Genomic DNA, 23,202 nt, shown 5'->3' on the forward strand with positions numbered 1-23,202 from the left:
CGTGCGGATCCTCATCAACGCCGGCCCCTGGTTGCCTGTCCCGCCACGCGGCTACGGGGGCATCGAAACGGTGGTCGCCACCCTGATTCCGGAGTTGCGCCGCGCCGGGGTGCATGTCACCCTCGCGACGGTGGGTCCGAGCACCATCGAGGCCGATGCCTACCTGTGCCCGCTCGACGAACCCCAGTTCGCCTCGATCGCCCTGCCCTACAACCAGGTCTCGGGTATCGCCCACGCGCATATGCACGGCGTTGTGCAGGCCATGTACGACGGCGGCGCCTGGGACCTGGTGCACGACCACCTCGAGGTGGTGGGACCGGCGGTGTTCGCCGCCATGGGGCAAGCTGCGCCGCCGGTGCTGCAGACCCTGCACTGGGACCTGGCCAAGCACGGCGCGTTCTATTCGTCCTTCAACGGCCGCGGCCGCATCCGGTTCGCGGCGGTCTCGCAGTCCCAGTTGGAGCGCGCACCAATAGCGCTGCAGCGCCAGACGATCGGCGTCGTCCCGCTGGCCGCTCCGCCCGCCCTGGACGTCCACGCAGAGAGCGCCGGTCACGCCCTGGTGCTGGCCCGCATCACCCGCGACAAGGGGCAGGACGCCGCGCTCAGGATCTGCCGCCTGGCCGGCCTGCCGCTGGTACTCGCCGGTCCCGTCGCCGGAATCAACGACCCGGCCGAGCTGGACCGCCGGCTGGCCGAAGGGGACCCGCACCTGGCCTCCCACCCGGACGCCAGGTACTTCCGGGAGGAGGTCCGTCCGCTGCTCGACGGCGGCCGGTACCGCTGGATCGGCGGAGTCGAAGGCGAAGCGAAGGAACACGTCCTTCGCTCGGCCCGGGTGCTGCTGGCCCCCAACCGGTGGGCCGAACCCGGAGCCACCGGGGTAGTGGAAGCCCTCTCCCGCGGCATACCCGTGGTGGGGACGCCGCTGGGAGTGTTGCCCTCGCTGGTGGACCACGGCCGCACCGGTTTCCTCGCCGCCGATGAGCAGGAAATGGCCCGGTTCCTGCAGGAACTGGACAATATCCGCCCACAGGACTGCATCGACGCGGCAGCGGCATGGACACCCGAGGCGATGGCTGCCAGTTACCTGCGCCTGTACGACCAACTCATCCAGGAGGCCACATGATCGTGAAAGTAGCCTTGATCGGGGCCGGCTCCGTCGGGCGGCGCCACGTCGGCGTCCTGCAGGAGCTTGGCGCCCGGATCACCAGCGTCACCGACGCGCATGCGGCTGCGGGGGAGAAGCTGGGGCGTGAAGTGGACGCCCCGGCCTTCACCAATCCCGAGACGGCCCTCGACCACACGGAAGCGGACGCCGTCTACGTGTGCGTTCCGCCGTTCGCACACGGGCCCGGTGAACGGGCCGCGCTTTCCAGGGGACTGCCGCTGTTCGTGGAAAAGCCGGTGGGCCTGGGCCGGGAAACCGCGGAGGAAATTGGAGCGCTCGTGGAAGCGGCTGGCGTCGTCACCGGCACCGGCTACCACTGGCGCTGCATGGACGCCGTCGGACATGCCCGTGGCCTGCTTGCGGAGGCCCCGGCCCTGCTGGCCAACGGCTACTGGCTGGACAAACGGCCGCCGGTTCCCTGGTGGGGGCGCATGGACCGCTCCGGCGGTCAGGTGGTCGAGCAGCTCACCCACGTCCTGGACACCGCGCGCTTCCTGCTCGGCGAAGCCGTGGAGGTCTACGCCGCCGGGGTGCGCGGGACGGAGACCGGGCATCCGCCGGGCGACGGATCGGGGCCGGAGCCGGACGACGTCGACGACGTCGACGACGCCACCGCGGCCACCGTCCGCTTTGCCAGCGGGACCGTGGCCACGCTGGCGGCGACCTCGGTGCTGGCCGCCAAGCACCGCGCGGCTCTGCACATTGTGAGCCGCGGCCTGTACCTGGAGCTGTCCGAGGCCGGCCTGAGCAGTTTCGACGGCACGTCGCGCACGGATCTGGGCTGTGCCGAGGACCCCCGCATCGCGGTCGACCGGGAATTCATCCAAGCAGTCCGCGGTGAACGGGAAAGCACCCGCGCACCCTATGCCGAGGCCCTGCGCAGCCACCGGCTCGGCTGTGCCATTGCCGAATCGGCCCGCACGGGGCTGCCGGTGAAGCTGCCCGAAGAGCGGCCGGCCACGGCAGGGGCAGCGCCATGAGGAACCGGCGCAACCTCGTCATTCCTGCAGCAGGAGCCTTGGAGATTGTGGAGGAGCGGCTGCCCGAAATCCCTGACGGCGGGCTGCTGCTCGAAACCCTCGTCACCGGCCTGTCGGCTGGCACGGAACTGGCCTTCGTCAAGGGCGACCACCCCGGGTTGCGGTCCCGCCTGGATCACGAGCTCGGTCTGTTCCTGCAGGACTCGGCCGAGGCCGCCTATCCGATCCGCCGGCTGGGCTACATGGAAGTCGCACGGGTCGCCCAATCCCGCACCCCGGCCTTCGCCGAAGGGGACGTCCTTGCCACGGCCTATGGCCACGCCACCGCGCATGTGGCCGACCCGCTGCGCGAGCATCTGGTGCCACTGCCGGACGACCTGGACCCGCTGCTGGGCGTCTTCGTCGCACACTTCGGGCCCATCTGTGCCAACGGCCTGCTGCACGCGGCGGCTGATGAAACCGGTGGACAGGTCCGCGCGCTCGGCGACGGGGTGGACGGCCGGCTGGTGCTCGTCACCGGAGCCGGCCCCATCGGGCTGGTCACCGCCCTGTTCGCCCGCTCTCTCGGCGCGCGTGAAGTCGCCGTCGCTGACTCCGACCCCCGCCGCCGGCAGCTGGCCGAAGAGCTGGGCTTCCTGGCCCTCGACCTGAATGACGACCCCGGCAAAATCCTGAAAACACGATGGCGCCACGGTCCCGGGGACCGTGGCGCCGACGTCGTCTTCCAATGCCGGGGTCGCCCCGAAGCGCTCCACGCCGCCCTCCGCGCGGCCCGCCCGCAGGGAAGCATCATCGACCTGGCCTTCTACACCAGCGGAGCCGACGCGGTGCGGCTGGGCGAGGAATTCCACCACAACGGGCTCAACCTGCGCTGCGCGCAGATCGGCAGGGTGCCGCGCGGACTCACGGGACAGTGGGACCGGGCGCGGCTCTCGGCCGAAACCATCAAGCTGCTCGGCACCCACGGTGACACGATCCGCAAGCACCTGATCTCCGACGTCGTACCCTACGAAGACGCGCCGCTGCTAATGCACGACGTCTCCCGCCGCCGACGGCACGTCCTGACCGCCGTCTTCGCCGTGGCCCCCGCGTTCCTGTGAGCACGGCTGGCAGGCACCCGCGGGACTAGCGCAAGCGGCATTCAACTATCACCACACGACGTCCTCGCCGAAGGTGTCCAGCCGGAAGCTCTGCTGTGGCCGTTCGTCGACGACCTCGAAGGCGAGGGTCTCGGTGTGTTTGTTGCCGTAGCGGTCGGTCCAGACCACCTCGGCCAGGTGCATGCCGTTCTCGAGGTCGGCCGAAAGCGGGATGCGCCACAGGTGCGGGGACCCATCGGCGAGGTTGCCTTCCACCGGGCGCGGTGCGGAGGGTCCGTAGACCTGGCCGTTGTACAGGTGCAGGCCCTGGGCCTCCGGGTTTCCCGAGGTCGACTGATAGGACATCCGGGCGCTGGTGAGCTGGCGGATCAGCGCTGACGGGTCGGACCACTCGACGCCGCGCCGCACCTCTTCACCCGCCGCCGGCTGGGTGATCTCCGCGGTGACGGGTTCGGCGCCGTCGATCGAGACGGTGACGGTGGAGTCGGTGGTGCCCGCCCAGACGTTGGCGGTCAGGTAGGTGCCTCCGTCCAGGTCCTCGCGGGTGATCATGTTCTGGTCCCCGAGATCCCCCAGGGTGAGCGGGGGCACCGCGTCCTTGTGCTTGTTCTCCCAGGTGACGGGGTGCTCGTCGCGCCAGTCGATCAGGGTCTGCGCCCAGTGGCGGTAGTGCGGGGAGCTCACGCCCAGGCCCATCTGGTCGCCGTCCCGGCCGGTGGCATGGAAGGCGTGCCGGTAATCGGTGCCGGAGAAGTCGAAGGTCCAGAAGCCCGGCAGCGCGCCGTCGCCCTGGAAACTCATCGGCTGGCCGTCGACGTCGTAGTCCCCGGCGTACCAGTCTCCCGACACGGCGCCGGCGACGATGTGGTCGAACGGCACCGCCTTCACCCCAACGGCCTCCTCCCACGCCCCGAGGGAATCTCCCTCGGCCATCGACTCGACCCAGTGCGAATGGCCGGACAGGGACAAGGCCTCGCGTCCTTCGAGGAGGTCATAGAGTGTGCGGACGTCGTCGGTCTGGTGCTGGGCGCTGTCGGCACCGGAGTGGGACACCAGCGGGATGTGCGTGGCGACCACGACGCGCTTGTCCTTGGGCACGGTGGCCAGATCCTTCTTGATCCAGGCCAGGGTGTCTTCCCCGAGGCGGCCGTTGTACGCCGGGGCGCCGGCCGGGTCCTCGCAGGCCGGCCGCTTGCCGTCCGCGTTGTCGTCCTCGGGCGTGCACGGGTATTTCACGTTGTTCAGCGCCAGCACGTGTACCTCGCCGACATCGTAGGAGTAGTTCTCCGGTCCCCAGTGCTGCCGGTAGGTATCGAACGACCACCGGGCGTCCGTGGCATCGAAGTCCAGGTCGTGGTTGCCGGGGATCGCGCGCACGGGCATGCCCATCAGGCCCAGGGCCTCCTTCGCCCGGTCGTACATGCCCAGGTCATCGCCGGCGATATCGCCCAGCAGCAGGGCGCCGCAGTCGGCGGCATCATAGGCAGCCGCTTCCCGCAGGGCGCCGTTGCGCGCGTGGGAGATCTCCTGATTGGAGTAGGCCTGCGGATCGGCCAGCACCAGGCACCGAATGTCCTCGCCGGCCGAGGAGGGGTTCTTGGTCAGCGGGAAGTTCACCGCGGCGGGCAGTTCCCCGGTGGGCTCCAGGCCGCCGAAGCGCAACTCCTGCTCGGTGGTGCCCTGGGGGGCGTGAGTGTAGGAGAACTGCGCGATGTTGTTCTCATCGACCGGGGTGTCCCAGTCGGCGGGCTTGGTGACGAAGAAGGTGTCCTTGTTCTGCGCCGGCAGTTCGTATCGGCCTTTGGCATCGGTCTGGACCACCTCGCGGCCGTTAGACACCGTCACCCCCGAGATGCCCTTCTCGCCCTTATCCCGGACCGAGTTCCGGTTGGCGTCATCGAAGACCACGCCATCCAAAACATCCTCCCCGGTCTCGCCCTCGGTGACGACTTCGGGACCGCCGACGTACGTCGTGGGGTCCACCGCATCATCGACGGGCTTGTCCCCGCGACCCTTGGCGGCGGCATGGGCCGGCGGGCTGCCCTCCGCGCTGGAGTGCTCCGGCGGATCCGCCGCAGCGATCTGCACGCCGAAAAACGCAAGCGGTGCCAGCAAGGCCAGGGCGGTGCCGCCCGTCAGGGCACGACGACGCCGGGAGACAGGGGAAGACATACAGAATCCTTTCGCGAGGGTGATTGCTGTTGGAAGCAATCCCTCAAGCTAGGACTTCCGTATGACGGACCGGCCCCTGTTCCGCCACGCCCGGGTGAACGGGCGGCAAAGCCTGGCCTGCGCGGGCTCAAGTTGCCGGCACTACCTCGGTAAATGAGCCCTCGCAGCACCGCTTTCGCTCGTTGGTTCATGTACCGCCGTCATTGGCCTGTGCGGTCCTTTCCGTACCTGATCGTTCCGCCGCTGCACAGCTGAGGCCCACACCAAGGTCACCCAACGGACCCCGCCCTACGTTGCCTTCGGGCCTGGGGAAGATCAGCTCACCGCCGCCTGGACGGGTTGCCCGCCAACTAACAACCATCCCTGTGCAGTGTCTTACCACCGAATCCCGCCACACTTGTGGCCGCGGTCCCGTTCCGCCGCGCAAGAGTCGGCTCGTTCGTGCACGCGGAGAATGCCGCCCGGGGACACCCCAACGAACATATGCGCCGTTATCGGCGTCGCCTTATGGGAGGCTGCTCGTCGCCCTCCTGTCGCATTGCAATGACTAGGACCCCGGTATCGGCATCCCGAGTTACGCTTTCCTGCCTGCCAGCCACTTCTTCGGCTGGTTCAAGGACGGCGTAAATATCTACTCCTCGGAAAGCATGAGCGAAAGCGCAACTGGTCGAGTCGCCTCACGTGAAATCATGTTTCGGCTCGACAACGGGTAAGCCACTAGACCGGAAGCGCGCCCCGTGAACTCTCTCCGCGTGGGCGGGTTTCTTTCGCTTCAAGCTCAGGACAAAGTAAAGGTCGAATCAAGTTATCCTCAATAGGTTTAATCGACCACAACATCTAGTACTCCGCATCCCATGAACGACACGCCGAGGAAGCGGCGACACGATACTTTCCCCAGCTGTGGGCAGGGAATCCACAGGCTGTGGACGACGGATCGAAAAGCCCGAAAATTCAACTGTTTAACCACCAAAGATATCCCCGTGGGCTGTGGATAGTCATGGGGACGGAATGACATACTTGTAATACATCATCTTGGGGTTCCGATTGGCCGGAACCACTAGATGTAGTGTTTATGTCAGCAAGAAAGAAAGGCCTCAGCCGACACAATGTCTCTGAGGACCAAGGTGCCAGACTGAGGCCGGGATATCTCGGGAAAGATGCCCCAAGCCTACAGGCTCAGACGCACCGCGACTAAATGGCGCGGTGCGGGCGAGCCGGTGTGTCTCACCGCCTCTTGCGGGAAGGCAATTCAATGAGTAAGCAACTCAAGCCCGGTAATACTGCCCCAGCTTCAGGGCAGTACGAAATGGTTGGTCCTCGCGGGGGTCGGACGAACGTCGAACGGACAGTAGTCAAAGGCGAGACGCTGCCGCCGACCGAACGCGCAGGACAGAGCTATATCTTGGCTGACCGGAGCAAAAACGGTGCAGGACGTAGCAAGTAATGCGCCGGGAAAGGTCGCTAACTGACCTTCCGGAAGACGGCGAATGCCAGTTCTTCGAGGGATCTCTTGCAGACCCACGCGGGTATTGGGCGACTTACAACCTCGCCACCCGCGAATGGGTACGCGACAGGTAACCCGCGATTAGCAGTAGTAGCCAGCCCCGCCAAAACAATCTCCCCGGCGGGGCTGGCTACTGACCACTCTCTCCCGGTCACGCGGGCAAAACGCATGCTGCTACTTATACGTCACCCAGTCATCGCCATCTTTCAGCCACAGGTCCTTATGCTGCGGGCAGCATTGGGATCCTGACACCGAAGTGGACTTCGTGGACCTCCCAAACGCGCAACACGCCCGTTCCCTGGGAGCGCCGCCTTTCACAGGACATTTGACGTGAGGTCGGATGGTGCGGTCGGGCCAGCGCTATCTGTCCCAATTCATTGTCGGGCCTCGTGTCGGCGACCCGGCGGTACATCCGCGCCGTCGTATCAAAGGACCGGTTATCAGGACTGGGCTCCCGCCCGCCGGCGTTGGCACGCACTCGCGGTGACTTTGAAACCGCACTGTCTCACCAATGCATCCAACCCCTCCAATTCTCAGCAATTAGGACCCGGGTCTTTGATGGGACGGGGAGTGATGGGCTGGGATGACCAAAATGCTCGTGGCCATCAACTGATCGACAGGCTGCTCTGTGGACTGCAATCCGGCATTGGTGGAGGAAGGCTTGGCCGCGCTGGCCTGCGGAGCCTTCCACACATCCGCAGCGGCGGACGCTCCTACTTCAACACCACCCCCGGAGGCGCCTTGGCCCAAACCGAGTTCTTGAGCGACTTCGCAGTAGCGGTGATAGCACGGTCATACAAGCCCACAATGTTGTTGGTTGTAAAAGTTCTTTATTCAAAGACATGAAACTACTTGTGGGTACACGATCCTTAACCGGTCCACGTCCCTCTGCGAGCCGCCCCTACGGTTGTCGAAAACAGTCCTGCCCCTTTCTTTCGGTCAGGAACAGAGTTCACAGCACTGGAGGCATGAATGAGCGTTTCAACGGAACTGGACAACCGCCCGTCTGAGGGGGGCCGACCGGCCGGCAATCCGTTCCGGCTCGGGTTCTTCACCCAAGTGCATGGGGTTGACGGGCAATCGACGCGCGAGCTCTACGCCCAGCTTCGCGACACGATCGTGGCCGCGGAGGAGCTCGGATACCAGAGCGTGTGGGTGGGCCAGCACCACTTCGGGCTCGGCAGCGGCAGGCTTCCGTCCCCGCTGACGTTCCTTGCCGGGGTCGCGGAGCGGACCAGCAGCATCGAGCTGGGCACGGCGGTCACGGTCCTGCCGCTGGAGGACCCGGTGCGTCTGGCCGAGGACGCGGCGGTGCTGCACGAGCTCTCCGGCGGGCGGGTCAACCTGGGCCTGGGCAGCGGCGGAGGGGACCAGGCTGCGTTCGCCGCGTTCGGCCACGACTACGAGGACCGCCGGGAGCTGTTCGACCGGAACCTCGGGGTCTTGCACCAGCTGTTCGGGGGCGGCTCGCTGACCCCGGAGGACGACGCCCGCCGGCTCTACCCCCAGGCGCCGGGGCTGCGCGAGCGGCTGTGGCATTCGGCGGGCACTCCCGAGCGGGCGGCCGCCGCGGCGCGGGCCGGCGACGGGCTGCTGATCGGCACGTTCTCTGATCACCCGGTCCACGCGCAGAAGGCGAAGATCGCCGCCTACACCGCGGAGTGGCGGCGGGTCCACGGGGACTCGAAGAAGCTGCGCATCGGCGCGCTGCGGTTCACATACGTGGGTGACAGCCGCGAGGCCATCCAGCGCCAGGTGGAGGACGAGCTGCGCCAGTGGCGCGAATTTGCCGATGCCTACGAGCCGACCCTGGCGCCGCTGGACACCGCCGGGTACCTGGAGCGGGTGACCCGATACGGAACCGTCCAGGACGTGGTGTCCGACCTGCGGGCGGACCCGGCGCTGCTGGGCCAGGTCACCGACTTCCTGCCCACGGTGGGGCTCTATCCGGCCGCCGGGGACAGCACTCCGGGCGCGGACCTGGACATCAAGCGTCTGGAGGTCTTCGCCCGCGAAATCGCTCCGGCCCTCGGCTGGAGCCCCACGGCCGAGGCGGGGAAATGATATCGGCACCTGAATCGGCGGTGGCTTGATGAGTACTGCGACAAGTGGCCATGGCGGGCCGGTTGCCACCGAGCCCACTACACGCCCCACTGTAACTCTCAAAGTGTCAGGTTAGAATCTAAAACTTTCGCCAAGCTGTGCCATTAAATAGCAAATCAACCCTATATAGACATCTTTTCGAATCCCTTGCTGACGTCAGGTTAAGGTGTGCTCTAGCCTGACGTGTTAGTTGACCATGAGCCGAATGGCGCGTTCCCGGAAGATCTGGAATCGCCATGGCGTCTATGCATGTCTCGGGCACCAGCTACGGCCGAACTCCCAGGGCTGATCCCAGCCATCGGGCCGATGCAGCAGGGGCGTTGGCCCATTTGGCCTACCTCGATTTCGTAGGAGCCAGGACCATGCGGGACATCCCAACCGCAGCGAAGATAGTCCAGGGCTCTCGAGAATAGAAAGTGGGGCCCGCCGCGCGGGCCCCACTCATTTCTGCCGGAAACAATGCTGCAGGGAGACTTTACCCACCTGGACCGCCTCGTTTGTCCGTGGTGACGCACTACTCGATCTCCTCCGCCTAGGCGGCTGAACTTCATTAGGCAGGGTTCGACGTTCCTACACCAGCCGGTTCACCTCCGGGCAACAATGTCCAGCTGTTCGGGCCCTCCGATAAAGCCCGACTGGCCCCACAAGGCGTGTTGGTTGGCCCAACGCAGTCACTGTTTCGTGATGGCTTACAGGACAGTTTCTGCGCGATGTCTCAAAGGCTCTGGCATGGAGCTGCCGCTGATTAGTCTGGCCGCACTCGTCGGAAAGCTACCAGCAGGCCTTCTGACGTGCGCGCCAGATCATCCTCAATCACAGTGATCCTATGCAGTTGTGTCGGCTGGCCCGCCTTCGTGCCGATGATTTGCAGGTAGGCGAGACACTTGAGGGAATCGCCCGACATCTGTTTCACCTGCAGGTTGGTGACCACGTGGCGGAGGACTTGATTGTTCAGGCGGCAATCTGCCGCGAATTGTTCGGCAAACCTGGCCAAGGCCCTCCGGCCCTCGGCAGGTGCCGGGTAGGTCGGAGAGCTGAAAATTCCGTCCTCTGTGAACGTTGCCGCCCACCCTAGGGCGTCTCCGGAATCAATGGCATGACTCTGCAAACCGTAGAGCTGATTTGTGGCCACGACGTCGTCGGTCGTAGCGGCGGTTCCGCGGAAATCAGTAATCATGTCGCTCCTGAGAAATTGTTCCCTTCCATGTCGTTCGCTCCTGCATCGTCTCTATAGGACGGTGAGAACGAGCCAGGCCAACGGCGGGCCCAGCAGGACCATTGCGCCAGCCCAGAGCAGCATGGATCGCATGAGTTTCGGGCGGGCTTCGGTTTCAACGGAGGCGAGTGAGAGCGCCCCGATGATGCCAATGGGACTTGCGTCAACGATCGTGGAGGAGATGGTCACCGGCCCGACAACTGACAGGGTGCTCATCTCGGGACCGATTAGCGGGGTGGCCAGCTGCAATGATGCCCCGATGGTGGTGATCGACGACGCGAAGGCCGAGATGATGCCGCTGAGGAATGACAGTGCCAGGACAGAGGCGACGTCAGAGCCCATGCTCGCCAGCAAGTTGCTGATGGCATCGACAGCGCCGATCTCCGTCAGCACGCCGAAGTACACAAGAACGCCCGCCAGCATGAGGATGACACCCCAGGGCATCTTGCCAACGAAGGAGTTGTCCTTGCGTTCGAAGCACAGGGTCAAGGCGAGGCCGAGGCCCAGGGCCGTGTATCCGATATCCCATCCGAGGCCCAGAGCCAGCACGACCAATGCGATCAGAGCCGTGATTGTGGCCAGCTGATACCGGTTGGGCCGGGGATGTGCCAGCTTTGCGCCGGTCCCCGCGGCATCCTGTTCGCCTTCGCCGCCAGACCCCCGGGAAGCGATGGGGGCCGAGTGCGCTCCTCCTGCGCCGACAGTGACCAGCTCGGGCTTCGCCATGACGACTCGCTTGGTGCGCACAAGCTTCAGTCCCCCAAAGGCGAGGTAAGCGACAGTGGCGACGGCGCCGTTGACCACCAGATGACTCAGGAACAGCTGCATGGTGATCGGGTCGATTCCTGCATCGGTGAGCACCTTTGCAGTAAACACGCCCGGCGTGGCAAGGGGACCGAAGTTACCGGCCAGAATGCCATGGATCACCATGATGGCCATTAGGAAGCGGTTGATTCCGTGGTCCCTGGCCAGGCGCATGGCAACGGGAACAATCAGTGCCGCGACGGCCGGCGGGTAGGCTCCAATCGCCGTGGTGGCCGCGGCCAGGCCGAAGAACAGGAACGGAACCACCGCGACCGATCCTCGGACCAGCCGCAGTAGCGAGTCGACGATGTAGTCCATCGTTCCGCTGGACTCCACTACTACGAAGAAATAGGTGATCCCGGCGATGAGGATGAAAGTCCCGCTGGGGAATGACTTTCCGATGACTTCGGGGGATACGTTGCCAAGGAAAGCAATTACTGACGCTGCGAACAGCATCAACAATCCCATGTTGATTTTCCATACTGACGCGATCACGAAGATCGCCAGCAGCATGACGACTGCCAGAAGGATGAGCATGAGTCCTCCGATATGGGTGGATAGGTGTGGGTTGGATTTGGGCTTACCGAGCCAGGTGGCTCCAGGACTTTGGGGGCTCGAAAGTGCTGAGGCGGGCTCGGGAGTATTGGTAGGGGACCTCTAGTGTGTGCCCGAGGTCCTCCGCCGCTGTCCACGCCCAGTGCGGATTATGGAGGTGTCCGCGTCCGATGCCGACGAGGTCCACGGACCCGCGGCTGATGAGTTCATTGGCGAAACGGGGATCGTTGAGCAGCCCCACGCCGATCACGGGAATGCTGACCTCGCCGCGGATCAGCTCGGCGGCCGGCACTTGGTAGCCGGGGGATAGAGGGATGTCTCCCCTGACGTTGCCCCCGGAGCTGACGTGAATGTAGTCGGCGCCCCGAGCCTCGAGGTCACTGGCGAAGCGGCTAGCTTCGTCCGGGGTGATTCCGCCTTCAGCCCAATCTGTTCCGTTAATACGGGCGCCGACTGCCACGTCCTTGGGCACGGACGCCCGAACGGCCTCGAACACCCGAAGAGGGAAGCGTGCACGGTTGTTGTAAAGGCCGCCGTAGGCGTCCGAACGTTGATTGGCCAGGGGCGATAGGAATGAACTCAGCAGGTATCCATGGGCAGCGTGCAGTTCGATGAGATCGAATCCTGCCTCGACAGCACGGTTTGCGGCCGCCACATGCTGGGTGACGATGCGGTTCATGTCTGCCTCGGTCATCGGATGCGGCGTTGGCCACCGGTCGGAGACGGGTACCGGACTGGGGCCGATGGTTGGCCAGGACTGGCCGGGGCCTAGTGGTCCGGCCCCGGATGTGCGAGGACTGTGAGAAGAGGCCTTGCGGCCTGCATGCGATAGCTGGATTCCAAGGCGGATATTTGAGTTCGCCTTAACGGATTTGACCAGTGCCTCGAGAGCCATTGCCTGGTCATCGCGCCACAGCCCCAGACAGTCATGAGTGATGCGGCCTTCCGGGGTGACTGCGGTTGCCTCCATGATGAGCAGCCCGGCACCTGAAAGGGCGAGGCTGCCAACATGAATGAGGTGCCAGTCGGAGGCCAGCCCGTCTGTGGCCGAGTACTGGCACATAGGCGGAATCACGATCCGGTTGGGTAGCACCGCCGTGCCGAGGTGGATAGGGTCAAATAGGTGGGTCACTCTTAGTCCTCCCTCATGAGCAGTGCACAGCCGAGCCCGTAGGCACCCATGCTGATGGCAGCTACATCTGGTTCTTTGGGGACCTGGCGGGCTCCGCCGCGGCCCCATAGTTGCATGCAGGCTTCGTGTAGGTGGCCGAGTCCATGTAGGCGGCCGGCGGAGAGCTGGCCTCCACCTGTGTTCATGGGGAGCTCGCCTGCCAAGCCGATGTTGTGCCCACCTTCGATGAAGGGGCCGACGGCGCCCGGGGGACAGAAGCCCAAGGCCTCGAGCCAATGAACGGTGAGAATACTCATGCCGTCGTAGATTTCAGCCACCCTGACTGCATTCCTGGGGACTCGGGACCGTTCCCATAGCATTGCTGCGGCCTTCTCCGCGCCAAAAGAGGAGAGGCTCAGCGGGTCCCGGAGTCCGCCGGATCCCATGGCGGTGCCGATGGCTTCGAAACGGAGGGGCGGCCTGTTGAGGTGGCGTGCGTCGTCCACCTTTGATAGGACGAAAGCCACCGAGCCATCGACCGGTACATCGCAATCGTATAGTCGAAGCGGCCAGGAGATGACCCTGCTCGCCAGGTAGTCGTCCATCGACAGTGGGTCACGGTAGATGGCGGCCGGATTGCCTGCGGCCATACTGCGGGCGTTGACGGCCAAAGCGCCCAGTTGTTCCTCCGTGAGGCCATGGTCGTGCATGTACCGTTGCGCGTACGTTGCGTACCACGGGACGGGCGATTCAATCCCATAGGGCGCGGTCCACTCCCAGAATCCCCAAATTTCGTCTGTCGACCCGGCCCAGGTCTGGCGCTGTTTGTCGCGAAGCCTGGAGGTGGCCTCCGAGACGGTGCGGAATACCAGGACGTGTCGGGCCAGGCCGGCGGAAATGGCGCCAATTGCGTTGACGATGGCGCTGAACTGACTGGGAGAATCCAGTGCGGCGGATGAATACCAGCTCACGTCCATTCCCAACGCGAGCCGCAGGTCCTGTGCGCCAACGGGGGCAAAGCCCGGACCGGTGTTCGACGCCCCCGGATAGGTCGAGATTCCGTCGATGTCGGCAATGTTCAGCCCCGCGTCCGTGACTGCTTCAAGGACCGCGTCGACGGTGAGGCTGAGTGCGCTGGACTGCGCCGGGCGCGCCACTTCAGACAGCCCGATGCCGGTGACGGCGATGTTACGTTCTGAGATCATCGTTCTGTTTCTTCGTTGATGCGAAAGACCGGCAGCCAGGCTGAGCCCTGCTGATGGAACAGCGTCTCCACCGCCCGACCGGTGGGGTCCTCGTCCTTAAGCCCGATGAGGCCGCCGAAGACGAACAGGCCGGGCTGCTCGATCAGTTCGACATAGCCAACGCGGAAGGGCACCGGTTGGCCGGGGTACCAGGACTGGTTGTTCTGGGTCCAGGAAGCCACGTGCCCCACACCGCTGACCGCTCGGGCACTGAGATTCGACCGTCCATGGCAGGTCCGGCACACCGGGCTCGGCGGGTGCTGCCAGATGCTGCATGCACTGCAATGCTGAATGCGAAGCTCACCTTGGGCGCCGCCCTCCCAATAGTCCCTGGTTTCCGCAGTAACGCCCGGCGTACTGCGGCCGTGCGCCCACTCGTGAACAGTCACGGCAACCTCCGAAACTGCTGCTTGTTTTCCAACGAAGAGAAGTGTTCCTTGAGCTTGAACTTCTCAACCTTGTGGCTGGCATTACGGGGAAGCGAGGGCACAGGAATGTAAAACTCGGGATGCATGTAGCGCGGCAGCCGTGCCTCGCACTGGACCTGCAATGCGGCGATGCCGGCGGAAGAATCATCCAGGCACTCGACATACAGGGCGATCTCGTCTTCCTCCAACTCTGAGGGAACGGCTATGGCGGCCACGTCCCGAACGCCGCCCAAAGAGGAGACCAGGGATTCCAGCTCGTAAGCGGAGATGTTTTCGCCACGGCGCCGGATGACATCTTTCAGCCGGTCCTCGAACCACATGTAGCCGTCGGCGTCGATGCGGCAGAGGTCACCGGTGTGGAACCAGCCGTTGCGCCGGCTCTCCAAGGTTTTCTCTGGCATGCCGTAGTATCCGCTCGATTCGTTCCACGGGGCATTCGTCCGGATCAGCAGTTCACCCTTGACGTCGACGCCGACCTCAAGGTCACGCTGATCGACGATCTTCGCGTCCATGGTTGGGCGGAGGCGGCCGGCCGATCCCAGCTTCTCCGGAGGATCATTCAGCGTGTATGCGTGGCTCGGCCCGTAGTCGGTCAAACTGTAGCCCGACGTGAAACGGAGCCCGAAGCGCCGCTCGAAGTCTTTCGCGTAGGCCGGAAGCGGGACGGTCATAACCATGCGCAGGTCGTTATCGGCGTCGTGCGGATCGGGCTCCCGCTTCCAAAGGATTGCGGCCATGGAGCCGAGCAGGTTGGTTGCGGTAATCGAGTTGTCCCGGATATCAGCCCAGAACTTCGAGGCCGAAAAGCGACGGCGCAGGAAGACGGTAGAGTCTGCCCCGATGGCGCAGTTCAAAGCGCCTTGAAACGCATTGACGTGGAACAGGGGCAAGCAGATATAAACCCGGTCCGTGGACTCGTAGCCAAACGAGACTACATGGCTGAACCCCCATAGCATCGCCCGAACATGAGTCATCATCACACCCTTCGAGGGACCCGTAGTCCCCGAGGTGTAATTGATGTAGCCGAGCTCCGTGGGGTCAACCCTCTCTACGGGGTTCCCTTGCCGGTTGCCGGCCGCACAGATTTCCTGGTGGGAGATTCCTGTGGTCCCCGACGGTTTCGGGGAATCCATCCAGGGGCCGGAGAACCCGATGGGAGTGACCTTCTCCCTGCGGGCGGTGACGGCCGCGGAGGGGTTGTTGGCATCGTGCAGGAGGAACGCGGCATCAGAGTTCGACAGGTAGTAGGCCAACAGGTCGTCTTTAGCCTGGGTGTTGAGCGGAATGGCTACAGCCCCGAGCCGGCTAAGTGCCACATAGGTTAGGATGTGCTCGACCGCGTTGGGCAACTGGACGGCAACGTGCGTCCGGGGTCCCACCCCCTTCTGTTGCATCCACCGCGAATAATGGATCGACTCTTCGACCATCCGGCCATAGGTGTATTCGGCGCCGGTGTCCAGGTCCACCAAAAAGACCTTGTCGGGGTCCGCCGCGGCGCGGGCAGACAACGCATTGAAGAGGGTCAGCTCGTCGAAATCGAAGCCGAGATGCAGGTCGTCAAGACGTGCCACCGTTGATGGGGTCGGCGTCACTTTTCGGCCCCTTCCAAAACTGAATCCCGGAGCATCGTACGGATCACAGGCGGCTCCAGGTGCCGGCCCTCCTCGGAGGCCATGAGCCGGGACAAGCGGACGAACGAGTGCTGCAGATCCGTCAAAGGCAGATCATCCAGTGCTTTGTGATCCTGATGGGAGACCGAAGTGACAATCCTGTCAGGGCGTCCGTAGAGGACATCGCCCGCGGCGTTCAGCCCCAAGCGTTCAAAGACCATCCGGCGTGGTGCCAGGACCACGTGGAGTTCCGGTTCGTCGCCCGTTGATTCACCGTCCGAAGGCGCTTCCATCCTTTGCAGTTGCAGTGAGACCATGTCGTCAGGACCGGTTAGGCCAGACAGCATTGTGATGCTGAAGTGCCCTTTCGGGAGCAACTCACTCAGATACTTCGATTCCTGTGAAGCCGTGGCCACCACGAGTTCCCGCAGGGGGCGACCGACGCCACCGGGAATTGCGTCGTCGAGGGGAAAATCGGAGACCTGGGCCGCAGCATGACCATCGACTAGCTCCTTTAGCCGTGGTACTTCAGGAAGCAGGTCCATGACCGCACGACGAAGGAGCCGGGACTGTTCGTCGGCGCTGGTCATGAACAGGCATACCGGGGTCAAGGCCTGGAGCATGCGTCGAACAACATAGGTGCGTTCCCTTGAGTAGTGATCGAGCTGAATTGAATCGCCGGCCAGCGCCAGCGGAAGCCGCCAAGCCAGGGCGTTGACATCGCCGAAGCCCATGTTCAGGCCGCGCCCGCCGAAGATGGGGGATTGGTGTGCCGCGTCTCCAACGAACAGGACCCGGCCGTGACGGTAGCTGTCGAGGGTGCGCCCCATGGCCCGATACGTGGTGACCCAGAGAATCTCCGGATCGGCGTCGATGCTCATCATTGCCAAGTGCTGCCGCACCCTGGATTCGGCGGCCTCGGGCGTCGCGGCTTCTTCGGGCGTTAATCCGCCCGGCACCTCATAGTCCAAGCGCCATATATTGAACGGCTGCGAATGGAACAGCGAAATTGAATTGGGGGCGTACTCCGGGCCGATGAACAGGCGACGCCCGGATTCCAAGGGGTGGTCCATGGTGAAGTCGCAGATCACGAAGTTTGTAGCCGCACCCCGCTTGGGGATGATTTCCCGGTATTCGAGGTCCAGAGACTTGCGTGTGATGCCCCGGGCGCCGTCCGCCCCAACGACATAGCGGGCCCGGGTCTGGTAGGAATGCCCTTGCACTTCGACCTGGACAGTCGCCGAAGCATCCTGTTGGGAAACGCCGGTAACCGAGTGCCCCCATCTGATGATGTCTTTGGCATCGTCGCCCAGTTTGCCAATCAGGATGTCTTCCAGCCAACACTGTTGCAGCAGGGCCAGCGAGGGCCACCGCTCGGTCTCTTCAGGGAGGAACTCAGTACGCCAGAGTTCCTCGTTGCCATGAAGGACGATGCTGCGCTGCCGTATCTGGGCCATTTTCAGGTAGTCGTCGGCTACGCCAATCCGGGAGAAGAAGCCGAGGCTCTCGCGATTCATGGTGATCGCACGGCTTCCATCGGACACCTGCGTCCTAGCTTCAAGGATGATGACGTCCAGACCCTGATTGCGCAGCGATACGGCCAGGGACAGTCCCACGGGGCCGCCGCCAACGATGGCCACATCGTGGATGACGTCCTCGTCGGTGGGGTCTACCGCTGAAACGGCGAACTGTTCCCATTGGTAATACATGAGCTGATTCCTCCTGAAGGTTCTGCCGCCGCGGTCTGACCACTTACCCGTTCGAGTGGTAGGAACACGTGCCCCAAGACCGCGAGTGTGGGGTGGGCCACAAGAATTTACGTCGAGTCTGAACTATATCGAAGAGGTTGTCAATGTATGTACTACTTCGTTTCGTCCCACATATGCTCTAACCCGCCAACCTGATGCGGAAAATCGAACGAATCTGGAGTAGGCGACTCTTCAAGTTTTTTTGGGGCCGCAAAAGTAATTCGAACACAACGGACTTTCGTCCTGATCCAAACGAGCGAAGGTCAGAGTGGAGCCGTGTACGCTGGCGCTGTGGATAAGGACTTAACAGGCGGCGGCCATGACGAAATTAATTACTGGGAGCTGGTCGAAAAGGCCCAGGCGATCGTTCCCGCCGCTCTCAGTGATGTCGACATGGAGGCAAGTCGCCTTGTGATGTCACTGAACCGTGCTATGCGAGTCGTTATCTACGACCTGGAGGTGCAGACGTTGAAGCCATTAGGGCTCACGGACTCGGTCTTCCGGCTGCTTTTCGTGTTGTGGACTGCCGGGCCGTTGAGCCCCCATCGATTGGCGCGGCTGTCGGGTATGCCCCGGCCAACGGTCTCGAGCCTGGCATCGAGCCTTCGGGAAGCCGGCCTCATCGACCGAAGGAATGACCCCAGTGATGGGCGGGCAGTGACGCTGCACCTTACTGAGCAGGGTGAGGCGGCCATTGCGGAGTCTTTTGCTGCCCACAACCGACGGGAAACTGAATGGGCCTCTACGTTGACGCCGATCGAGCGCAAATTGCTCACCATGCTCCTGGAAAAGCTGATGGAAGGCCGGATGAAGATCGGCGCTGTTGAGCGGGGCTGACGTCTCGGGGGTGAATGCCACGCTTCAGGCTCTTCTACGTCCGGAGTTATTTTCGCTGCCGTGCCCCGACGGCGCCTCTCTGGGCCATTAGCTTTTCAAGTAGCCGAATCAGAGTGTTGCGTTCATCTTCGCTGAGAGCACCCGCCCACTGGCTCTCTCGTTCGTTCTGCCTGGAGAAGTCGGCACGGATGCGTTCCGCGCCGGATGCCGTGAGGTGCAGCGTGACCGAGCGGCCGTCATTAAGGGATTTGCGCCGTTCCAGCAGGCCCTTTTTCACCAAGGGCGCGGTGAGGTTCGAGACAGCTGCGCGGCTCATGCCCGTGATTAAGGCCGCCTCATTCGGGCTGAGTGGCCCGGAGACCCACAGTGCCAGCAGCAGTCGGAAAGTGGGCCAGCTGCCACTGGCCGGCCGATGAATGGTGGATTCGAAGTCGTAAATAACGGTGGAGGACGCGCGGTTCAGGGACAGGAAGACTCGGTTTGCGGTGAGATCCGCTTCTGGAAACTCCCTTGAGATATGGCGCTGTGCCGCGTCGACGAACGCCCAATAGCCCGGCAGTCCTGACGTTTCGTGGCTGGTGGAGTCTGAGAGGTCGCTGTGAGGCACGGTCCAATTCTAGGCGAAGGTTGCCCTTCAGTGATACATGGCTTTACTATCGGAGTAGTACATACCTTTACTAAATCACCAGGTTTAGTTTCTGGCATCAAGAAGGAGAAGACCATGGCGTACTACCGTCAGGTGGGGATCGTGCCGCAGCAGCGCCACACCCTCTTGAGGGACAAAAATGGAAATGTTCTCTACGAGGAGCTCATGGGCGAGGAGGGGTTCTCTCTTGACTCGGCCCTGCTGTACCACCGGCACATTCCGTCGGCCTTGGTGGGTGCCGGAACCTGGGAGGTGCCGGACCAGAGCCTCACTCCCAACGACCCACTGTTGCCGCGACACCTAAAGCTTCATGACCTCTTCGATGCCGACCACGTGCCGGAGGTCGATGCCGTGACGGGCCGCCGGCTCGTGCTGGGCAATGCCGACGTCCGGATCTCCTATGGTCATGTCGGCAAGACCTCCCCGCTGTACAAGAACGGGATCGGCGATGAATGCGTCTACGTCGAGCGGGGATCCGCTCTGGTCGAGACGCAGTTTGGGGCCTTGGAGGTGTCGGAGGGGGACTACATTGTGATCCCGCGGGCGACTATCCACAGGTGGGTGCTGCGGGACGGCGAGAATGCCCGGCTGTACTTCATCGAGGCGAACTCGCACATCGCCCCGCCCAAGCGCTACCTCTCCCGGTACGGACAGTTGCTCGAGCATGCCCCTTACTCCGAGCGGGACCTGCGCGGCCCATCGGAAGTCCTTCTGCGGGAGGAAAAAGACGTCGAACTGTACATCAAGCACCGCGGGCGCGGCACCGCGGGCATCCAGGGCAGCATCCACGTCCTGCCGAACCACCCCTTCGACGTGGTCGGCTGGGACGGCTGCCTGTACCCCTACGTTTTCAACATCAAGAACTACATGCCTATCACCGGCAAGGTCCACCAGCCGCCGCCCTCCCACCAGGTCTTCGAGGGGCAGAACTTCGTCATCTGTAATTTTGTGCCCCGCAAGGTTGACTACCACGAGCTCGCGGTGCCGGTTCCGTATTACCACTCGAACGTGGATTCGGACGAGATCATGTTCTACGTCGACGGGGACTACGAGGCACGCAAGGGCTCCGGTATCGGCAAGGGGTCAATCTCCATCCACCCGGGCGGCCACCCTCACGGTCCCCAACCCGGAGCTATCGAGGCCTCCTTGGGCGTTGACTACTTCGACGAGACGGCAGTCATGGTGGACACCTTCCGCCCACTCGAGCTGGGCGAAGCCGCCTTGGCCACAGACGACGGCGTCTACGCCTCGTCCTGGGCCGGTGGCCGCTGGCAGCCGGAGGTGCGGCGGTGACGGCCGTTTCGGCCCTGCAGACGGTCCCCGCCGAGTTCGCGAGATTCTTTGATGATGCCGCAACCTTTCCGCCCGGCCTCGCACCTTTGGAGCAGGCCATCAAAGACCATGTGTCCCGGTGGTCCAATCCGTTCAGCAGTGCTATCGGCCCGGCTGTCCTAGCCCTCAAAGACCTGCCGGAAGCGCGACGAATCGCCTCACGACTGGATCGCGATGGACGCGCCGTGGAAGTGTCCGCCGTCGTGCCGGCCGGCAAGCTCAAAGAAGCACTGGAAGCTATCGCCGAGCTCGGGCCCGAAATCGCAGTCGTCGCACTGGAGCTGAAGACCGACCCCGGCGTCCGCGACGTGTGGACCTCGCAGATCCAGGAAGCGAAGGGGGTGACAGGCCCCGAGGTCTTCGTAGAGTTGACGACGGGTCAGATCGGTGAGGGCGCACTCGACCTTCTGGAGGCGAATCTGCAGCTAAAGTACCGCACCGGCGGTATGGAGGCTCACCTGTTCCCGAGCCCGGAACAGCTGGCCGCAGTGATAGCGGCCGCCGTGTCCGCGGGCCTGCAGTTCAAATTAACCGCAGGGCTCCACGAGGCAGTCCGCCATACTAACCCGACCACGGGCTTCACCCATCACGGATTCCTCAACATCGCCCTGGCAACCGCAGCTGCCCAAGCTGGTGACCCCCTGGGCACCGTGGTGCAAATCCTTACCGAGACCAACCCCGCACCTCTCACCAAGCTCGCCAATACCTCCGATGGATCTTGGCGCGCCTCGTTCAGATCCTTCGGGACTTGCAGCGTCAGCGAACCGGCCGAAAGCCTGAGGCAACTGGGGCTGTTTCCACCAGGGCTGGCCTGAGATGAAGAACCGTCCGCAAATCACTGCCGAAAGAGAGACACCTGTGACTACCGCCGCCGCCCGCTTTGCCACCGAGGGCTTCGGCCCCGAGAACCTGCCGTATGGCTCGTTTTCCATCGAAGGAGGGAAGGCGCGTCTGGGGGTGCGTTTGGGAGATCATGCCATCGACCTCGGGGCCCTCGCTCGTGCACTTCAGGACTCCATACCCAGATTGCCGGAAGATGCTCTTCCCGCTGTGACCGCACCCAACCTCGACGTGCTGTTGGCCGCCGGCCACAGCGTATGGACGGCTGTGCGGACGTGGCTCATCGACGTGGTAACCACCAATGGCCTGGACGACACGGTGCAGTCCTGCTCCTACCCCTTGGATCTGATCACCCTGCAGATGCCATTCACGGTGGCAGACTACGTCGACTACTACGCCTCCGAGCACCACGCCTCTAACGTGGGACGGATCTTCCGGCCGGACCAGGCCCCGCTTCTGCCCAACTGGAAGCACCTGCCCGTGGGGTATCACGGCCGGGCCGGAACCGTCATACCGTCCGGGCACAGTATCCTGCGGCCCAAGGGCCTCCGGCCGGAAGCAGACGGCACGCCCAGCTTCGGCCCCACCCGCAAGTTGGATATTGAGGCTGAGCTTGGCTTTGTATTAGGCGGAGCAGCTCCATCCGGTGAGGTATCGACCAGTCAGGCCGCCGCTGAGCACCTCTTTGGCGTGGTGCTGTTCAACGACTGGTCCGCCCGTGATATTCAGGCCTACGAGTACGTGCCTTTGGGGCCGTATCTGGGCAAGTCCTTCGCCTCGTCAATATCTCTTTGGGTGGTGCCGTTCCAAGCCTTGGAATCCGCCCGCGTTGAACCGCCGAAGCGGGAGCACCAACTTGCGCCCTACCTTGAGGACACGCAGGATGGCCCATGGGGATTAGACATCACCATGAATGTCATCCTCGATGGGGAAAGTGTCGCAAGGCCGCCGGCGAGCTCGTTGTACTGGACCGCGCCGCAAATGGTGGCGCACATGACCGTCAACGGTGCCGGCCTCAGACCGGGAGACTTCCTTGGCTCCGGCACGATATCAGGACACAAGCAAGGTCAGCGTGGGTCCTTCCTCGAACTGTCTTGGGGCGGAGAGTCACCCCTCACACTGGCCGACGGGTCCACGATGACATTCCTGCAGGACGGTCAGACGGTCACCTTGACTGCGACTGCACCCGGACCGAACGGCTCCATCATAGATTTCAGCGAGTGCACCGGCACCATCGCCCCGGCCAAGATCTGAGGCTCACCGAAACGCTCCCATACAACCATCAGTGCACAATTAATTGCGCTCGTGGCTAACGGAGCACAAGTACCGCCGGCCGCAGAGGCCTCAAGGTCAGGTTTTGGGTAGTGGACTCACAGATCGTCCCAATAGCCGCCCCTTCACCGGGCATTATTGCGGGCGGGGTATCCGCGCATCTTGAGACGCCGCAAATACGGCGTTTCTGTGTCCTAAACCTTGCAGGGGGAGTGGCGCGATGAGGGACCGGCTATTGGGACAGTGTGTAAGGAGACCCCCCGCCGCCCAGTCCCTGACCCCTGAGTGTCAGAGTGAATTTGAGGACTTTGGCCTCAAGGCGTCCGAGATTGGAGATTTGTACTCTAACCTGGCTCTTTCAGCTATCTTCCTGACGTCAGGTTGGGGTGTACCTAACTGGCAAACACGCGGAACGCGAGCCAGTCTCCCAAGCAGGACCACTCACGATACCCGAGGACCAAAGCAAGGAGCCGTGTGTCAGCTTGGAGTTGCCGCTGTGAAAGGCTGCAGTTATGGACAACTCATCCCG

Annotated in this window: 18 protein-coding genes; 9 read left to right on the plus strand and 9 right to left on the minus strand. The window is 63.4% G+C overall.

What is annotated here, in order from left to right; genetic code table 11:
- Window position 1: 1 nt before the first annotated feature.
- Genes AC5RW2_RS30660 through AC5RW2_RS30670 form a run of 3 tightly spaced genes read left to right on the plus strand, consistent with a single transcriptional unit; the run spans window position 2 to window position 3,251 of the window.
- Window positions 2-1,129, plus strand: a complete 1,128-nt coding sequence (locus AC5RW2_RS30660) for a glycosyltransferase (protein WP_494074855.1) — start codon at window positions 2-4, stop codon at window positions 1,127-1,129.
- Window positions 1,126-2,151, plus strand: a complete 1,026-nt coding sequence (locus AC5RW2_RS30665) for a Gfo/Idh/MocA family protein (protein WP_494074856.1) — start codon at window positions 1,126-1,128, stop codon at window positions 2,149-2,151. Before AC5RW2_RS30660 ends, AC5RW2_RS30665 begins: the two co-directional genes overlap by 4 nt.
- On the plus strand, window positions 2,148-3,251 hold the full coding sequence (locus tag AC5RW2_RS30670) for a zinc-binding dehydrogenase (protein WP_494074857.1): 1,104 nt from the start codon (window positions 2,148-2,150) through the stop codon (window positions 3,249-3,251). Before AC5RW2_RS30665 ends, AC5RW2_RS30670 begins: the two co-directional genes overlap by 4 nt.
- A 48-nt stretch (window positions 3,252-3,299) precedes the next feature.
- On the opposite strand, the gene AC5RW2_RS30675 is transcribed toward AC5RW2_RS30670, so the two are convergent.
- A complete protein-coding gene (locus AC5RW2_RS30675; protein ID WP_494074858.1) occupies window positions 3,300-5,423 on the minus strand; it encodes a calcineurin-like phosphoesterase C-terminal domain-containing protein in 2,124 nt (707 codons plus the stop codon).
- Window positions 5,424-6,675: 1,252 nt separating this feature from the next.
- Here AC5RW2_RS30675 and AC5RW2_RS30680 point away from each other — a divergent pair.
- A complete protein-coding gene (locus AC5RW2_RS30680) occupies window positions 6,676-6,867 on the plus strand; it encodes a YjzC family protein (protein WP_494074859.1) in 192 nt (63 codons plus the stop codon).
- A gap of 1,032 nt (window positions 6,868-7,899) precedes the next feature.
- Complete coding sequence (locus tag AC5RW2_RS30685; protein WP_494074860.1) at window positions 7,900-8,991, plus strand: LLM class flavin-dependent oxidoreductase; 1,092 nt, start codon at window positions 7,900-7,902, stop codon at window positions 8,989-8,991.
- A gap of 784 nt (window positions 8,992-9,775) precedes the next feature.
- Here AC5RW2_RS30685 and AC5RW2_RS30690 read toward each other — a convergent pair.
- From AC5RW2_RS30690 to AC5RW2_RS30720, 7 genes are read right to left on the minus strand one after another with little or no spacing between them, the layout of a single operon-like run.
- Complete coding sequence (locus tag AC5RW2_RS30690; RefSeq protein ID WP_494074861.1) at window positions 9,776-10,207, minus strand: nuclear transport factor 2 family protein; 432 nt, start codon at window positions 10,205-10,207, stop codon at window positions 9,776-9,778.
- Window positions 10,208-10,258: 51 nt separating this feature from the next.
- Window positions 10,259-11,587: an SLC13 family permease gene (locus AC5RW2_RS30695; RefSeq protein ID WP_494074862.1), complete on the minus strand. Its 1,329-nt coding sequence runs from the start codon at window positions 11,585-11,587 to the stop codon at window positions 10,259-10,261.
- 43 nt (window positions 11,588-11,630) lie between these two features.
- A complete protein-coding gene (locus AC5RW2_RS30700) occupies window positions 11,631-12,845 on the minus strand; it encodes an NADH:flavin oxidoreductase/NADH oxidase (RefSeq protein ID WP_494074863.1) in 1,215 nt (404 codons plus the stop codon).
- A complete protein-coding gene (locus tag AC5RW2_RS30705; protein WP_494074864.1) occupies window positions 12,740-13,921 on the minus strand; it encodes a thiolase family protein in 1,182 nt (393 codons plus the stop codon). The genes AC5RW2_RS30700 and AC5RW2_RS30705 overlap by 106 nt, the downstream gene beginning before the upstream one ends.
- Window positions 13,918-14,349: a Zn-ribbon domain-containing OB-fold protein gene (locus AC5RW2_RS30710; protein WP_494074865.1), complete on the minus strand. Its 432-nt coding sequence runs from the start codon at window positions 14,347-14,349 to the stop codon at window positions 13,918-13,920. Before AC5RW2_RS30710 ends, AC5RW2_RS30705 begins: the two co-directional genes overlap by 4 nt.
- Window positions 14,346-15,980, minus strand: a complete 1,635-nt coding sequence (locus tag AC5RW2_RS30715; protein WP_494074866.1) for an AMP-binding protein — start codon at window positions 15,978-15,980, stop codon at window positions 14,346-14,348. Before AC5RW2_RS30715 ends, AC5RW2_RS30710 begins: the two co-directional genes overlap by 4 nt.
- Window positions 15,977-17,638, minus strand: a complete 1,662-nt coding sequence (locus tag AC5RW2_RS30720) for an FAD-dependent monooxygenase (protein WP_494074867.1) — start codon at window positions 17,636-17,638, stop codon at window positions 15,977-15,979. The genes AC5RW2_RS30715 and AC5RW2_RS30720 overlap by 4 nt, the downstream gene beginning before the upstream one ends.
- 399 nt (window positions 17,639-18,037) lie before the next feature.
- Between AC5RW2_RS30720 and AC5RW2_RS30725 the strand changes: the two genes are divergently transcribed.
- On the plus strand, window positions 18,038-18,583 hold the full coding sequence (locus tag AC5RW2_RS30725) for a MarR family winged helix-turn-helix transcriptional regulator (RefSeq protein ID WP_494074868.1): 546 nt from the start codon (window positions 18,038-18,040) through the stop codon (window positions 18,581-18,583).
- Window positions 18,584-18,629: 46 nt separating this feature from the next.
- Here the strand turns inward: AC5RW2_RS30725 and AC5RW2_RS30730 are convergent, their stop codons facing one another.
- A complete protein-coding gene (locus AC5RW2_RS30730) occupies window positions 18,630-19,190 on the minus strand; it encodes a MarR family winged helix-turn-helix transcriptional regulator (RefSeq protein ID WP_494074869.1) in 561 nt (186 codons plus the stop codon).
- A 114-nt stretch (window positions 19,191-19,304) separates the two neighbouring features.
- Here AC5RW2_RS30730 and AC5RW2_RS30735 point away from each other — a divergent pair, with 114 nt between their 5' ends.
- The 3 genes from AC5RW2_RS30735 (at window position 19,305) to fahA (ending at window position 22,655) form a co-directional block, all read left to right on the plus strand.
- Window positions 19,305-20,522, plus strand: a complete 1,218-nt coding sequence (locus AC5RW2_RS30735) for a homogentisate 1,2-dioxygenase (protein WP_494074870.1) — start codon at window positions 19,305-19,307, stop codon at window positions 20,520-20,522.
- An 86-nt stretch (window positions 20,523-20,608) separates the two neighbouring features.
- A complete protein-coding gene (locus AC5RW2_RS30740; RefSeq protein ID WP_494074871.1) occupies window positions 20,609-21,376 on the plus strand; it encodes a hypothetical protein in 768 nt (255 codons plus the stop codon).
- A 43-nt stretch (window positions 21,377-21,419) separates the two neighbouring features.
- Window positions 21,420-22,655: a fumarylacetoacetase gene (gene fahA, locus AC5RW2_RS30745; RefSeq protein WP_494074872.1), complete on the plus strand. Its 1,236-nt coding sequence runs from the start codon at window positions 21,420-21,422 to the stop codon at window positions 22,653-22,655.
- Window positions 22,656-23,202 lie beyond the last annotated feature (547 nt).

The sequence above is a fragment of the Arthrobacter sp. B0316-1-20 genome, from assembly GCF_059091865.1.